This is a genomic window from Sphingobacterium anhuiense (genome assembly GCF_042686355.1).
Lineage (GTDB): Bacteria > Bacteroidota > Bacteroidia > Sphingobacteriales > Sphingobacteriaceae > Sphingobacterium > Sphingobacterium anhuiense.
Window position 1 is genome coordinate 255,932 of sequence record NZ_JBHUPE010000020.1, and the last position, 14,823, is coordinate 270,754.

General features: G+C 34.7%; 17 protein-coding genes. 4 read left to right on the forward strand and 13 right to left on the reverse strand.

What is annotated here, in order from left to right:
- Positions 1–171 precede the first annotated feature (171 nt).
- On the forward strand, positions 172–1,005 hold the full coding sequence (locus ACFS6I_RS24315; protein WP_380924420.1) for a helix-turn-helix transcriptional regulator: 834 nt from the start codon (positions 172–174) through the stop codon (positions 1,003–1,005).
- A gap of 43 nt (positions 1,006–1,048) precedes the next feature.
- Positions 1,049–1,891: a 3-keto-disaccharide hydrolase gene (locus tag ACFS6I_RS24320; RefSeq protein WP_132772107.1), complete on the forward strand. Its 843-nt coding sequence runs from the start codon at positions 1,049–1,051 to the stop codon at positions 1,889–1,891.
- 139 nt (positions 1,892–2,030) lie between these two features.
- Here the strand turns inward: ACFS6I_RS24320 and rpsT are convergent, their stop codons facing one another.
- On the reverse strand, positions 2,031–2,285 hold the full coding sequence (gene rpsT, locus ACFS6I_RS24325; RefSeq protein WP_132844653.1) for a 30S ribosomal protein S20: 255 nt from the start codon (positions 2,283–2,285) through the stop codon (positions 2,031–2,033).
- A 111-nt stretch (positions 2,286–2,396) separates the two neighbouring features.
- Between rpsT and ACFS6I_RS24330 the strand changes: the two genes are divergently transcribed.
- Both ACFS6I_RS24330 and sucD read left to right on the forward strand, forming a co-directional pair.
- Entirely contained in the window at positions 2,397–2,930 is a 534-nt protein-coding gene (locus ACFS6I_RS24330) for an RNA methyltransferase (protein ID WP_021187810.1), read from the forward strand.
- A gap of 91 nt (positions 2,931–3,021) precedes the next feature.
- The gene (gene sucD, locus ACFS6I_RS24335; protein ID WP_132772105.1) at positions 3,022–3,900 is read left to right on the forward strand and encodes a succinate--CoA ligase subunit alpha; all 879 of its coding nucleotides are present in this window, start codon (positions 3,022–3,024) and stop codon (positions 3,898–3,900) included.
- A gap of 62 nt (positions 3,901–3,962) precedes the next feature.
- On the opposite strand, the gene ACFS6I_RS24340 is transcribed toward sucD, so the two are convergent.
- The 12 genes from ACFS6I_RS24340 to ACFS6I_RS24395 form a co-directional block, all read right to left on the reverse strand.
- The gene (locus ACFS6I_RS24340; protein ID WP_380924423.1) at positions 3,963–4,445 is read right to left on the reverse strand and encodes a DUF4252 domain-containing protein; all 483 of its coding nucleotides are present in this window, start codon (positions 4,443–4,445) and stop codon (positions 3,963–3,965) included.
- An 81-nt stretch (positions 4,446–4,526) separates the two neighbouring features.
- Positions 4,527–5,009 (reverse strand): hypothetical protein, encoded by a 483-nt coding sequence (locus ACFS6I_RS24345; RefSeq protein ID WP_380924425.1) that lies wholly within the window; start codon positions 5,007–5,009, stop codon positions 4,527–4,529.
- Between the two features lie 2 nt (positions 5,010–5,011).
- A complete protein-coding gene (locus tag ACFS6I_RS24350) occupies positions 5,012–5,458 on the reverse strand; it encodes a DUF4252 domain-containing protein (RefSeq protein WP_380924458.1) in 447 nt (148 codons plus the stop codon).
- An 85-nt stretch (positions 5,459–5,543) separates the two neighbouring features.
- Positions 5,544–6,017, reverse strand: a complete 474-nt coding sequence (locus ACFS6I_RS24355) for a DUF4252 domain-containing protein (protein ID WP_021187807.1) — start codon at positions 6,015–6,017, stop codon at positions 5,544–5,546.
- A 5-nt stretch (positions 6,018–6,022) separates the two neighbouring features.
- Positions 6,023–6,673 carry a hypothetical protein gene (locus ACFS6I_RS24360; protein ID WP_380924427.1) on the reverse strand — a complete coding sequence of 217 codons (651 nt, stop codon included), beginning with the start codon at positions 6,671–6,673 and terminating at the stop codon, positions 6,023–6,025.
- Positions 6,639–7,154, reverse strand: coding sequence for an RNA polymerase sigma factor (locus ACFS6I_RS24365; protein WP_021187805.1), 516 nt, complete (start codon positions 7,152–7,154; stop codon positions 6,639–6,641). The genes ACFS6I_RS24360 and ACFS6I_RS24365 overlap by 35 nt, the downstream gene beginning before the upstream one ends.
- 339 nt (positions 7,155–7,493) lie before the next feature.
- Complete coding sequence (locus ACFS6I_RS24370; protein ID WP_380924430.1) at positions 7,494–8,654, reverse strand: metallophosphoesterase family protein; 1,161 nt, start codon at positions 8,652–8,654, stop codon at positions 7,494–7,496.
- A 205-nt stretch (positions 8,655–8,859) separates the two neighbouring features.
- A complete protein-coding gene (locus ACFS6I_RS24375) occupies positions 8,860–10,677 on the reverse strand; it encodes a M60 family metallopeptidase (RefSeq protein WP_380924432.1) in 1,818 nt (605 codons plus the stop codon).
- A 261-nt stretch (positions 10,678–10,938) separates the two neighbouring features.
- Positions 10,939–11,427, reverse strand: a complete 489-nt coding sequence (locus ACFS6I_RS24380) for a DinB family protein (RefSeq protein ID WP_380924434.1) — start codon at positions 11,425–11,427, stop codon at positions 10,939–10,941.
- A gap of 53 nt (positions 11,428–11,480) precedes the next feature.
- Positions 11,481–12,428 carry a polysaccharide deacetylase family protein gene (locus ACFS6I_RS24385; protein ID WP_380924436.1) on the reverse strand — a complete coding sequence of 316 codons (948 nt, stop codon included), beginning with the start codon at positions 12,426–12,428 and terminating at the stop codon, positions 11,481–11,483.
- Between the two features lie 52 nt (positions 12,429–12,480).
- On the reverse strand, positions 12,481–13,371 hold the full coding sequence (locus ACFS6I_RS24390) for a DUF4886 domain-containing protein (RefSeq protein WP_380924438.1): 891 nt from the start codon (positions 13,369–13,371) through the stop codon (positions 12,481–12,483).
- Positions 13,372–13,479: 108 nt separating this feature from the next.
- Positions 13,480–14,817, reverse strand: coding sequence for an MFS transporter (locus tag ACFS6I_RS24395; protein WP_380924440.1), 1,338 nt, complete (start codon positions 14,815–14,817; stop codon positions 13,480–13,482).
- Positions 14,818–14,823 lie beyond the last annotated feature (6 nt).

Sequence of the window (14,823 nt, forward strand, 5' to 3'; positions counted from 1 at the left end):
AACACTATCAATCAACCTTTTAATTATTTAAAAAATTTCAAAAAATTAGTACACACTTACTTACATACCCAAATTAACAATCAATAATGGTGAGTATTAACTTACATTCATAAAGTAATACAAAGCTTTTGTATAAAAACTTTAACTTTGCAACGGAAACGGAAGGAAATCATGAATATAAAAAGCGATATAAAAGATCCCAAATATGTTAATCGTTATTACGTAACAGAAGTGGATTCTTTTGAGGATAGCATCTATTGTCACCATGCTATCATTGGCGAAAATTTTATTACCGAGCATGTGCACAATAAAGATCAATTTCTTTACACAGAAGGTGGTGTTGTTTTTTTAAAAACAGCTGAAAAGTCCTATTTTCTTCCTGCAAGACATTACATCTGGATACCGGCTGGCATTCGCCACAGTATTCATCCGAGCACCCCTGATGTGGTTATGCGTAATCTTTATTTTCCAAAGTATGATACTGACCAGGAGTTCTACAAGAAGATAAGCATCTACCCTGTCGACGATCTTCTTAATAAGTTGATCATGTTCACAAACAGATGGAACGGTAATATTTTCCCTGTTGAAGAGCCTAAATATTCGCTTGCAAAAGCATTTAAATTATTATTACCTGAAGTCTCCCAGCACGAGCTACCATTGGCACTCCCCTATCCGAACAATCAAAAGCTAAAAGATATCGTCACCTTTTTAGAAAGCCGCATTGAGGAAAATGTAAGCTTTAAAACACTTTCTCAAAAATTCAACATAAGCGAACGTACATTAGCGCGTCTTTTCCAGAAAGAACTCAACATGTCTTTTATACAGTATTATACAATATTAAGAATGTTAACGGCTCTTAAACTTCTTTTAGATGAAAAACTGAGTGTAAATGAAGTTGCTCTGAAGGTAGGTTATAGTAGTTTGCCGACGTTCAGTAATACCTTTAATAAAGTGATCGGTGTAAGACCAAGCGAATATGTAAAGCAAAAACAATTGTTAATTTAATATTTTTAAGTATTTTAGTTCTCTAATACCTAAAATCTTAATAATGAATTATAAAAAACTATTTTTTAGTTTAGCAGGACTTGCCCTGTGTGTTTCAGTTGGCGCCAGCTCACTGAACAAGAAACCAAAACCATTACAATTGTTCAATGGCAAGGATATAAAAAATTGGACGCCAAAAATTAGCAAGCACGAGGTTGGAGAAAACTATGCGAATACGTTTCGTGTTGAAGATGGTTTATTAAAAGTAAGATATGATGGGTATGATCAATTTGATCAACAATATGGCCATTTATTCTACAACAAAGAATTTTCTGCTTACATCCTGCGTGTTCAATATCGTTTCGTTGGCGATCAAGCTAATGGAGGTGAAGGTTGGGCGTGGCGCAACAGTGGTGCTATGTTACATGGTCAAGATCCTAAAACAATGGCAAAAGATCAAGATTTTCCAGTTTCAATTGAAGGCCAGTTATTAGGTGGCGACGGAACAAATGAACGGACAACAAGTAATCTATGTACACCGGGTACAAATGTTGTCATGAACAATAAATTATTTACACCACATTGTGTAAGCTCTACATCGAAAACTTATCATGGAGATCAATGGGTAACAGCAGATTTTCTTGTCTTAGGAGATTCAATTATCCAACACTTTGTAAATGGAGAAAAAGTTCTCGAATATCAGAAGCCGCAATATGGTGGTGGAAATGTATCGCACTCTGACCTTCCAAAAACAAAAGCGGGGCAACTACTCAGTAAAGGAACAATCTCTCTTCAAAGCGAGAGTCACCCTATAGACTTTAAAAAGGTTGAGATTTACGATTTAGAACCTTATATGAAAAACCCAGCGGCTCTGAAAAAGGCAATTGCAGCGGTAATGGAAAAATAAAAAAAATAAAAAAGTGTCGAGAATCTCGACACTTTTATTTACATTCATTCGCTTGGAAAAGAGAAAATCCAGGGTAAAGTAAAAACATAAAGAAAAGGGATACAGAGAACTGTATCCCTTTATATATTATACTGAAAGCTTAAACTAAACCGTTAACAAATTTAGTTAACTTAGATTTGTTGTTAGAAGCTTTTTTCTTGTGGATTACATTTTTCTTAGCCAAACGATCAAGCATAGAAATTACACGAGGCAATAAAGTTTTAGCTTCTTCTGCTGAAGTAGAAGTGCGTAATTTTTTAATTGCGTTACGAGTAGTTTTTGCTTGGTAACGGTTTCTTAAACGCTTTGTAGCGTTTGCTCTAATTCTTTTGATCGCTGATTTATGATTTGCCATTTTTTAGCTAATTTTTATTCGTTCTTTACTTAAAATTCGGAATGCAAAAATAACATCTTATTTCTAATATTCAAAATCTATTTTAAAGTTTTCTATACTTATCTTTGCAACATGCAAAAATTATCCATGGATCAGCTGCAACGTGCTGATGTTGAAACATTCAAAAACCAAGAGAAAACAGCTATCACACTCGTTCTAGACAATGTGAGAAGTATGCATAATGTCGGATCAGCTTTTAGAACGGCTGACGGATTTGCAATAGAAAAAATATTCTTATGTGGTATCACGGCTACACCTCCACATCGCGAAATTGAAAAAACAGCTTTAGGTGCGACACAAACAATTCCATGGGAACATGTCGAGGAAACTACGGAAGCAATTAAAACTTTAAAAGAATTGGGGTATACCATTATTGCGATCGAACAAGCCGAAAACAGTGTACTATTACAAAACTTTATACCTGCAAAAGATGCTAAGTATGCTTTAATATTTGGCAATGAAGTGAATGGTGTCGATGAAGAAGTCATGACATTAGTGGATTATTGTATCGAAATTCCGCAATTTGGAACAAAACATTCCTTCAATGTATCTGTCACAATTGGTATCGTAACTTGGGATTTTATTCAAAAAAGTAAGTTCTCTTAATTTTTTATCAATTAAGGGGATATAAGTATTTATATTACTTCCTATTTCCAATGCAAAATAGTAGATTTGTGATGCAAAATTTTAAGAAGAAATGAGTGTATTAGTTAATAAAGATTCAAAAGTAGTTGTTCAAGGTTTCACTGGAACAGAAGGTACTTATCATGCTAGTCAAATGATCGAGTACGGAACAAACGTAGTTGGTGGTGTTACACCAGGAAAAGGTGGTCAAACACATTTAGACCGTCCCGTATTCAATACTGTTAAAGATGCTGTAGAAAAAGCTGGTGCTAACGTTTCTATTATTTTCGTACCTCCTGCATTTGCAGCAGATGCGATTATGGAAGCTGCAGAAGCAGGTATCGAAGTAATCGTATGTATCACTGAAGGTATTCCTACTAAAGATATGATTCAAGTAAAATCTTACTTGAGTGACAAAAATTCTCGTTTAATCGGACCAAACTGTCCAGGTATCATCACTGCTGATGAAGCTAAAATTGGTATCATGCCAGGTTTCATCTTCAAAAAAGGTAATGTTGGTATTGTTTCTAAATCAGGAACATTAACTTACGAAGCTGTTGATCAAACTGTAAAAGCTGGTCTAGGTATTACAACTGCTATCGGTATCGGTGGTGACCCAATCATTGGTACTACAACTAAAGAAGCAGTAGAATTATTAATGAATGATCCAGAAACTGAAGCGATCATCATGATCGGTGAAATCGGTGGTGGTATGGAAGCTGAAGCTGCTCTTTGGATTAAAGAAAATGGTACTAAACCAGTAGTAGGTTTCATCGCGGGTCAAACAGCGCCTCCAGGACGTCGTATGGGTCACGCTGGTGCTATTGTTGGTGGTGCTGACGATACTGCAGCTGCTAAGATGAAAATCATGGCTGAGTGTGGCATCCGTGTAGTACAATCTCCTGCTGAAATCGGAAAAGCAATCGCTGAAGAATTAGCTAAGAAAAACTAAGCGTAAGCTTTATATAGAAAAAAAGCCTTGCAAAAAATTGCAAGGCTTTTTTTACATTATTCCTATTTAATATAAGGAATAGGTATTTTCCCTAAATAGATCATAATATTAATTAGATCATAAGACCCCTTCTTTTCACGAGTAATAACTAATGAATCTTCATATACTTCATCATCATATTTTGTTATATAAAAATCAGCATTAGTTGAAGGTTCTGTAAAATTATAGGCAGATTCCAGTTTTGCTTCATTAACAAATTTCATCACTTCATTTAAGGTTTTCTGATTACTTTTTTCAGTAGTGATTTCAACTAAACGTAATCCTTTGAAATCTTTCAATTTTTCTCGAGAGTTATTCATATTGATATTATCAATTTTTATATTTTCGCTCTTTTCGAGATCAAACAAATCTTTACTAATAAACTTATTACTTCTGAAGTGGGTGTTTTTTTCATTTGCTTTTAAAAACTCATTCAATTTGGATACTTGAGCATCAACTCTATTAACGCCAATCAAGAGCAATAGAGTAATTAGTATATTTTTCATAACTTGGTTATTTATTTTTGAATCATTATTTTCCTTCATTAGTATCTGGAAAAACGCACTATAATTTTTTTATACCCGCTTCTACTTACCGTTACCAGTCAACTCCATTGGAATCTTTCCTTTTAGCATGACAGTTATTCTGGAATCATCTTCCGATTTCACATCAATTAGTAAATCCTGCGCATTATTCTCATCAAAATCTGTTGTCAACATCTGCACTGCCACACCATCTGTTTCTACAGCATACAACGTTTTTAAATCTGCTTTTTTTATAGCATTTTCAAGAGCTTTAGATTCTTTAGCTTGCTCAGCCCCAATTTGGCAGATGACCAAATCTTGAATATCCTTCAATAAAGAATCGGGAACAAATTGTTTAATATCCATAAACAAATCCCCATCGCTAAGTTTGTTTACATCTTTTATATTAGCACCACTAAATCTAAAAATGTCTATCCCTTTTTGTTTTTTTGGCAATGAATTTACAAATTCATTAACTTTAGAAAGCTGTGCCTGAGCGGTAAATACACTAAAAACAAGTGCAATTGCGGTTATTAACTTTTCCATAACTAGTTTATTATTTTAGTTTTATTATTTTTCTTTTCGTAATACTCGATCATTTTAGATAACTCATTTAAATCCAGATCAGCCTTAATATCAACAAAAACATAGTCCTCCTCATCTGCGATCCCCAATAGTACACGCTTCACATGATCTTTCTTCATCTCTGTATTAATCGTAATTTTTGATCCTTCACTATATAAACTCATCATTTCTTCAAAATTATTTTTAGCTAGATAAGCATTAAACTTACTCATGAGATTATCTTTTTTATTTCCAGAAATTGTCATGATCTTTAACTTCTTGATTTTCCGTAAGGCCAATGCCGCAATCGCATCCTCTTCATCTAATTCTTTTATTTTACCTTTAATAAATGCTTTTGTTAAAAACATCGGTACCCATATTGATGCAACTTCCGTATCATTTGAGAGGTCTCTCTTACTCACAAACGACATGTTTGGACTTGTTTTAACAAAACAACTTTGCAAGGTCAGACAAAAGAGTAAAAGGGCTCCTATAATTATTGAATGCTTCATAATCCTATTGTTTAGTATTGACTAATTTATTTACATCATCGTAGCTCACCTTACCATCCAGGATCATAAAAATCGTACTTCCTTCAGATTGAATGCTGAGCAATAGATTTTTAATAACATCAGTTGCTGTATCTTCTGCTAAAAATTTAATTTTATTACCTTCCGAATTAATGGTGATCAATTCTTCGTATTTCAATTTGCCAATAGCTTTTGACACATCAGATTGTACTCCTAGATCTGCCTCTTCTAAGATCAGCATCTTAATACTGTTTATTTTAGAAAGCAATGGTTTTATACTATTCACTTCATTATCGGATAATTTCATCTTATTCAGCATGCTGAACATAGGCTTACCAATTTTAATAGAAGTCACCCCTTTTCCTTCTTTATATTGCTCGAAGATCTCATCTAATTTCGATAGTTGAGCATGTGCCAAACTTGAACACAATAGCGCTAATACTAATAATATCGTTTTCATAATTTTTATAATTCAATACTTAAACATTTTATATTTTCAACTTCCTTCATTCCTTTTTTTAAGTTCGAAGAGGCAAATAGCAGTGCATTTTCAGTAATCTTTAATGCTTCCGCTTCATCTGTAATTTTTACCCCATTGACCTCTACATAAAATTCTTCTGACGTAAGCGGTTCACTTGCCAGATCTAATTCTGGCTTTAAAACTGATCTGTCACTATTGTAAGTATCGATCCTTACAACCGTTGAATTCCTTGATAGCTTTTTTTCACTTTCTTTATTCTCAACCAATGGTTTCGTTTCAATGATATCCTTTTCATGATGCTCTTTCGAGGGAATCTTAAGAGTGGCCACCTCTTCTACTTCCACTGCTTTTTGATTAGGCAAATACCATATACCTAAACAGATGACCAAAACAGCTGCTGCGATAGACGAAAACAATGCCCATATTTTTTTCTTTTGCGGTAGATGGACAGATTGCGCCTTTTCTGTTGTTGTTAAGAAAGATTCAAAATCCAACGGCATCTCCGCTTTATCCTGCTCTGATAAGACCGAAAAATACCCCTCTTCGCTTTGCTCCTTTAGTAACCTTTCTTCGGCAAGAGTCGTTTCTCCTGCTAAATATTTAGCTTCTAATTTCTTTAATTCTTCTTTCTTCATAATCAAATACTTTTGTCAAATTGACTTTTACCACATTTCGAGCTCGCGATAAATTTACGCGCACTGCATTTTCATCTATTCCGACCAAGGCAACAATGTCTGCAATTTCATATTCCTCAATATCTCTGAGATACATCACCAGTCTTTGCTTTTCAGGGAGCTGATCTATGAATTTTAAGATAAGTTCTCTAGTTAAGGAAGGATACTTTTCTTTTTGAATATCTTGATCAAGTTGTGCCATATATTTTGTTTTGACCCCCTCTCTATTTAATCTATTCAAGGCAAAGTTTTTTGTCATTCGCATCGCATAAGCTTCGATATTCGTAATTTTTAAAAGTTCATTCCTCGATTCCCATAACTTCAATAATACTTCCTGAACCAAATCAAACGCATCATCCTGATCTAGCAAAAACCTATTTGCAAAACGAAATAACCGATCCTTATGGATGAAGACTGTCGTTTTAAAGGTTTCTTGGTTCATAAATTTTGATCGCTTTTATATAGAAGACATGCAAGGGTATCGAAATATTACATACTTTTTTTAAAAAAAATAATTGGTGCTTTTATATTCTAGGAATTGTCTTCCTTATACGAAGGAACATAAAAAAAACCGAAGCTTTTTAGCTTCGGTTTAAAAAGATAGATTATCCATGAAATGAATAATCATGTTTGTGTATAAATTATGAAGTAGCCTGAAATAAACTACCCCTAGAAATTCATTACATCAGTATAAAAGGATATCATTGAATTTACAAAATAATCCTTTATTACCTTACCAAAAAGGAATAAACTTTAATTACCGTAACGGTTGCATGCATTATTAACCTTTTTGCAATGCGTTGACAAGTTCACCATTCTCTCGTCTTAAATTAACAACTAATTTCTGATCTATAGCAGCTACTTCAATCATCGTACGGTTATCCTTTTCAGGCCCACCTCCAATGATAACATGATAATTATGATTGGCATCAGGGGGATAAAAACCAAATTCATGTGAGTGTCCACCGATCACTGCATCAACTTTGTACTTTTCTAAAATATCATGAAAACTTGTCCTGTTATGTACGGTTCCGTGATATTCATCGGAATGAAAAAATGGAAAATGATTGACAACAATGATATGTTTAGCTTTTTTACGCATTTTTGATTGCATGCCCCCCGTTAACCAAGCACGTTGCTCTAATCTGTAATTATCAAATTCGTATTCACCTCTTAAAGCTTCATGTTCATCTTCCTTATCCTCACCCCCATCTAAAATAATCCAAAGAACAGGGCCTACGGTAAAAGCCTGATAAAACTTATTGTTAGGTAAATCATAATAATTTTTCAAATGACGTATAAATGATCCTCTATTATCGTGATTTCCTTTCACCATAACAAAAGGAACCTGCGAAGCAAAAGCTTTAGCTATAGGATCTAGCATTTTATCCGTTACATCGCTCTGTTTCATAATATAATGAAACGAATCACCATTAATAATGACCAAATCTTTATGATTCAGAGCAGTCTTATTGTATAAATACGAGTAACTGCTTCTGTCTTCATGAATATCATTTAAAATTAAAACATCGCAGGTTGACTTGTTCTCTATAGGTAGCTTTGTATTTATCACTTCAGAACTGATTTCAAGACCACCCGGTCCTTTGGCCCCCACACGGTACTTAAAATCTGCTCCTTGATGTGGTACCTTAAATTTAAAAACTTCAGCACGGGCGTTACGTATACCATCTACTACTTCATAGATTTTATGGGACAATGTACCATCGTCCTTTAGTATGTCAACCCAGGCTATACCTGGGCTACTCAAAACGCAACAGATAGTTATATGCTGTTCTGTTAGATTTTGGAGATAAGGAAGTGCGGCAAATTTAAAAGCAGTTTCTGCTAGTTCTAATTCATTAGCATTTACGTTCTGTACGAAAGATGCACCCCCAAGCAAGCCTAAGCTTTTTATAAAAAAACGTCTATCTAAATTCATCATAGATATATGAGTAAAAATTGACAGCTGATTATCAAAAAAATCAGCTTCATATTAGTTAAGTTAATCTTGAAATACCAGTAGAGTCACAGCAAGCCCTTTAAGATGTTGCTCGACTTTATAAAGAAATATCTGTGACACGTTATGTTAAAAAATCTGGATCATGGTGAGATCGTGATCTTGGGCAAAAAAATTTAAATACCTTATTTTAGATCACTTCAATACGTTGTCCATCCCATCCTACTGCAACCACTCTGGTATAGCCTTCGGGTGTCTGAACCACTGTAGTTTTAATATCATCAACAGAACCTGCACCACGAAATGCGACTTTCAGCAATTTTTCACCTGCGTACGTTTCAAATGCTACAGCATTTTCCCACTTTGTATTATCAATTACAATCTTTCCTATCTGTTTTTCGATCCCACTATTTTTAGTTCCACGAACAGGTTGCTTTCCCTTAAAAATATCAATGGAATTCGCTGTTAAGTAATGCATAACAGGAGTGGTCGGTTTATTATATTGAGATGCATAAGATTTAACCTCACGAACATCCATTTCAGTAATCGTCATACGTCCGGGTGTATAATCATCTACCATCATATCCATTGTTGTCAACATACCAGAATGTTCAAAGAAATCTGTCAGATCCAATTTAGCAGCATCACATGCATTTTTAATAAAGCTTAGCTGATAGTAACTGTTCTCCTTTGCATCAATTATGGGATCATTAATTGCCTTCATAAAGATATCTGCGTAAAAATCTTTATTACCCCACTTTTCACCTTCTCCTACAACAGCCATGTAAAGTTGTAACTGCCAAAGCGGGACTAAAGTGCCAAAATGATCGCCGGCAAACCCTCTGTCATTCTCCCGTTTCATACGATCATGCCCTGCTTGTGTCATCCAAGGTTGTTTGTGCACAAATGCAGATTCCATATAAGTCGTGATACGCCCCCCAACTTTATGTTCATCATAATCCTTTAAAGCTTCGCGTTCTAATTTAACATCCTTTCTATTAAAAAGATAACGTGTCCAAACGGAATAGATATTATTTGTCGTTTCCGTTGTACCCGGCCAAGTCATATTGGGCCGTACCTGATTAACATGTCCAAACTCATGAGCAACTCCCCAACAATCCTTCTGTAAGGTTGGAATATGAGCCACCCAGGGCATCGTTTCATCGTGAAATGCGGCCCCCAATTCATCTGCGTGCATAAATCCATCCCATATTACACGACCGAACATATGATTACGGGGAACTTTATTATACTTAACAAGACCCATTAATTCATGTTGGATAGTGATAATAGAATCATACAACTGAATAAGTTGTGTCCCCTGTGATGGAGCATACTTTTTTAAAGAAGCGACAGAATAAGCTAACTGTGTTTTTTTTCCAACGATATCTAAAATAGGTCCGTAAGCGTTTGCTAACAGTTGGTCCCATTTTTTATTATCATCGTTAGCAACTTGAAAAACACCATTGATGTGCCCTGAAAGAATATGTACCTCAATTTTATTAGCAAGCTTTGCTTCTTTCGTATAATAATTGATGTAACTATTACCTTTTGAATGAGATTTAAGAATATTAAGTCCAGGTTTTAATTTGTAAGTCTCTTTACTGAAATCTTTATCATCCCAGTTCACAATATCCAAAGAAATAGAATTACCGTTAACATCTCCGACCCAGGCAATTATTTCGTCATTCTGATCAAAGTAAATACCCGTCGGATTTTCAAACTGCGAATATGCACCTGTTTTCAGTCGATTGGCTAAAATATGGGGATCTTGGTAGCTTTCATATTTTCGAATACGCTCATGCAAAGGATATGTCTTACTTTTCAGCTGTTTGGCAACAGCTCGAATTACCTCTGAAGATATGGCATTTATTTCTTTGTCACTTACTCCTTTTTTCAGAGTTGTAAATTTCTTATCATTAAAGACTTTAAAATCACTTTTATCTTGCCCCAACGATAGCAAAACAGTGCTGATTAAAAAACATGTGGTTATAATGTACTTTTTCATATCATGAATAAAAACGTGTTAAGGTAAAGCCAACAGGGCACTTAACAATAATTGGAGTTTTATATTATAATAATATAGGTATTAAAACCACTAATTTAGGTTTTTCAATTAGACATGTGGATAGATAAAACAAGCATAATAATGTATTATTATACGCAAATTTGATATAACTTCTCATCCGTTCAAAATTAATTTGGTAGATAAGCTAAGAAGTAAAACCATAAAAAAAACCGAAGCTTTTGGCTTCGGTTTAAAATTAGTCTATTCATCAGCAGAAGGACCATAAAGTCCTGGTACTGGAATATTCAATAATCTCAAGTAAACAGTCAACTGACCTCTGTGATGGATCAGGTGATTGGTAATGATATAGCGCACGGCTCCAGCCTTGGGCAATCGTGCCATTTCCCAGTCACCAGCTTTTAACACCCATTCTTTTAACCAGTCCTCTTCAGGCAATTGTTCAATAGTTTCCTTATTTGCAATTAAACCTTTGATTAGAATATCTTTTAATTCGTCAACGGAATTAATTTTTAAAGGTTGATAATCAGTTTTAAAATCGAAGACATCCTTCGGAATAGCTTTAGAAACCCAATTATGCAATTCCACAACATGTGCTGCCAATGCGCCTAAACTCATCGATTTTTCGTGTGGACGCCAATCCAGATGTTCATCTGTAATGCGATCCAAAACACGACCTGTATTACTTGTCTCTCTTTCTAATTCAATCAGAAAACTCTTTTTAATACTCATAACCTTATTTTAAATACAAGAATGATTTGCTTAATCTATTTTAAAAATAAATGTTAATACTGGAAACCTTCATGCAGGTCATGTAAAATCCAGTGTTTACTCTTGATATTACTTTGTTCACTCTTCAATAATTGAATAAAATCTTGTACACCTATCTCTTCATTTCCATTGGCATGAATTAAAACGATACTGCCGTCTTTTGCATGCTGTCCCTTCGCAAGCCACGCATCTGATCCTACTGGTATCAAACCAAAACTTAATACCTGTTCAATAATTTTATTACTCGAAACAAGACCTGGAAATCTAAAAAAGACGGACGGAACTATTCCTTTAGAAAGCATCAACTTCTCATTGGCTATTACTTCATAATTTACATCAGTGCCTGTGGCTAGTAAAAAATTATGATTTAAAGGATCCTTATTCACTTTATGATTATAAGTATGATTGATCCATGTTATCGTTAACAACCCTTTATTTTGTAAATTAATGAGCCATTGCAGGTCCGTTTCATGATTCAAAATCCATTTTCCAGAAAGAGAAATAGCAACTGGAAGCGAATTTTCAACACCTTTAAAAGCAACAAATAGAGTCTCAAAAACAATTTTATCTAATGGTTTATGCGATGGGCATAAATCAATAGTCAGATTAATGCCCCGCTCATTTGGAAAGGGAAAATCAATTCCAGCATCTTGAAGCACCTGTTCATTACTTCGAACATGTTTAAAGCTCTTCATATACAAAGATGAATCAAAATATGGTACCTTCTCAATGGAAGTAACGGCTACAATTTTACAAGCATTACGATTCAACACGTATGTCTCCAATGTTATTGGATCTACTGACAACACGTAGTTCTGACCTTGGTCCTGAAAACTTCGAATACCAACATACTGTTTTCCTTTGTAAGAAACATTGGCAAAATTTACCTGATAGTCCACAATATGTTCAAAACGTTGTGCGTAAATAATATCGGATGCAAGAATCACGAATAATATGACCAAATAGATGTGTTTAAATGAAAATCTTTGCCTTTTCTGTTTCATCGATAAGATATCAATAAGTCCAAAAAGTATAATCAGTGAGAAGCGTTATATTATATGGATGTATAACAGCATGATGAGCGGCTTGCTTTGCTATTTTACTTTCAACATAACTTATTGAAAGCGGTACAAACGCATTATTCCGAACATCTTCCTTAAATAGGGCTTCATACCAAACACAGGCTGCAATAAATCTACCATAATTTAAATTAAGATGATAGCCATCCCGAGTAAAATGGTCTCCGATATAAGTCGTTCTAGCATTTTGTATTGCAGTTCCACAAGGAATCAAAATTGAAAAATTCCCCCATTTATATACCTTTTCAGATGTCGATACAATAGCTTTATACATTTGCTCTTGATTGCGTTCATATAAACTAAATCCACTATGATCACTATCATGTTGATAAGCCCATGTTTGATGTAGAATATACTTAGTTTCAGGATACTTGACATGCTCCTTTACATAAGTATATAGCAATGGTAAATCCTTTGCATAAGTGTCATATTTTCCCGATAGAGGGCTTGCCTGTTGAAAACTGATATAATCCCATGGTTCATCTAAAAGCGCAGCCGATATTTTCATATGCTCATGTACGCTCTTCGCTCCGGATTCATCTACTTTTCGATAGCTATAGGCACTGCTATCTCCCAAAGCATTTTTAACATGTAGCTCCAAGGGTGCTCCTCCTATATATAAATTACCGATCACAATTTTTTTCCCCCGAGCATTTGCCAATTCAAATAAATTGTTTTCAATAGCATCTTCTGAAAAACTATTACCAATAGCCAGTATACGAATTACCCCATCATCTAAAGCCTGCTCTTGGGTTTGTGCGTGTAATGAAGATGAAAAGATAACGGAAAGAAAAAATAGAATGGAAGTAATTTGAACGCTATACATAAAAACAAATTTTAAACAGATAATCTCTAAATTAAAAAATATCTTTCACTTTGAACAAACAAAAGGAGCTTCTCGATGAGAAGCTCCTTTATTTAACTGTAATTTATCTTAAATCTTATCTTTAATGCGCAACACAGATACCGCACCAAGCAACATAAAAACACCCGCTAATAAAAGGCCATAAACAGAATTGCTATCGAAGAAAATCTTGATCATATAACCTCCAAAAAAACCACAGACAATCTGAGGAAATGTAATGAAGAAATTAAAAATACCCATATAAACCCCCATTTTTTTTGCAGGCAAACTGTCACTCAAAATAGCATATGGCATTGCTAATATACTTCCCCAAGCCAGTCCTACACCAATCATAGGAATAATTAAGAGATTGGGATCTTTAATTATAAAAACCGACATCAATCCTAGACCTCCCATAGCAAGTGAAAAAGCATGTGTCTGCTTGCGCCCAAATTTAGTTGCTATCTTAGCTAAAAACAAAGCATAGATTGCCGAAACGGCATTATAAATACCAAAAAGCACTCCTACCCAATTAGCTGCATCCATGTAAAGCTTCGATTTATCCCCCCCCTTTAAATAAAAGATATGTTCTGCAATTGCGGGAGTAGTATACACCCACATCATAAAAAGTGCGAACCATGAAAAAAACTGTACGACACCCAATTGTTTCATCGTCTTTGGCATGGATCTAAAATCTGCAGCAATAGCAAATAAACCAGAACGATGCTCAACTTCAACTTCTTGAGATGTATCTTCAAAAGAAGCTAATTCCGTTGGATTATACTCCTTTGTCGATAAAACTGTCCATAAAATGGATAACAGCAATATACCTGCCCCACAATAAAAGGAATATATTACATTGAGAGGAATTACCCCTTCTGCAGCTGTTCCTTCCACTCCAAAATAATGAGTTAACACATACGGTAACCAAGATCCTATTACTGCCCCAAATCCGATAATAAAGGTTTGAACAGAAAATCCTAAACTCCGTTGTGAACTCGGTAAATTATCTGCAACCAACGCCCTAAATGGTTCCATCGTAACATTAATTGATGCATCCATAATGGTCAACATTCCCGCCCCTACTAATAAAGGAGGTAAAATAGCCGTAAACAATGCAGCATTAGGCATTAATATCAGTGCGATTGCAGTTAAAATAGCACCGATCAAAAAATAAGGTTTGCGACGTCCAATATTATTCCATGTCCGATCACTATAATAGCCTATTATAGGCTGAACGATCATTCCGGTGATCGGAGCTGCCAACCAAAAAAGTGATAAATGCTCAACATCAGCTCCAAATGTCTGGAGAATGCGCGAGGCATTACCATTTTGAAGAGCAAACCCTGTTTGGATACCCAAAAAGCCTATGCTCATATTGATAATCTGAACAGTTGACAGTTTTGGTTTATGCAGTTTTGAAATCATAATTTT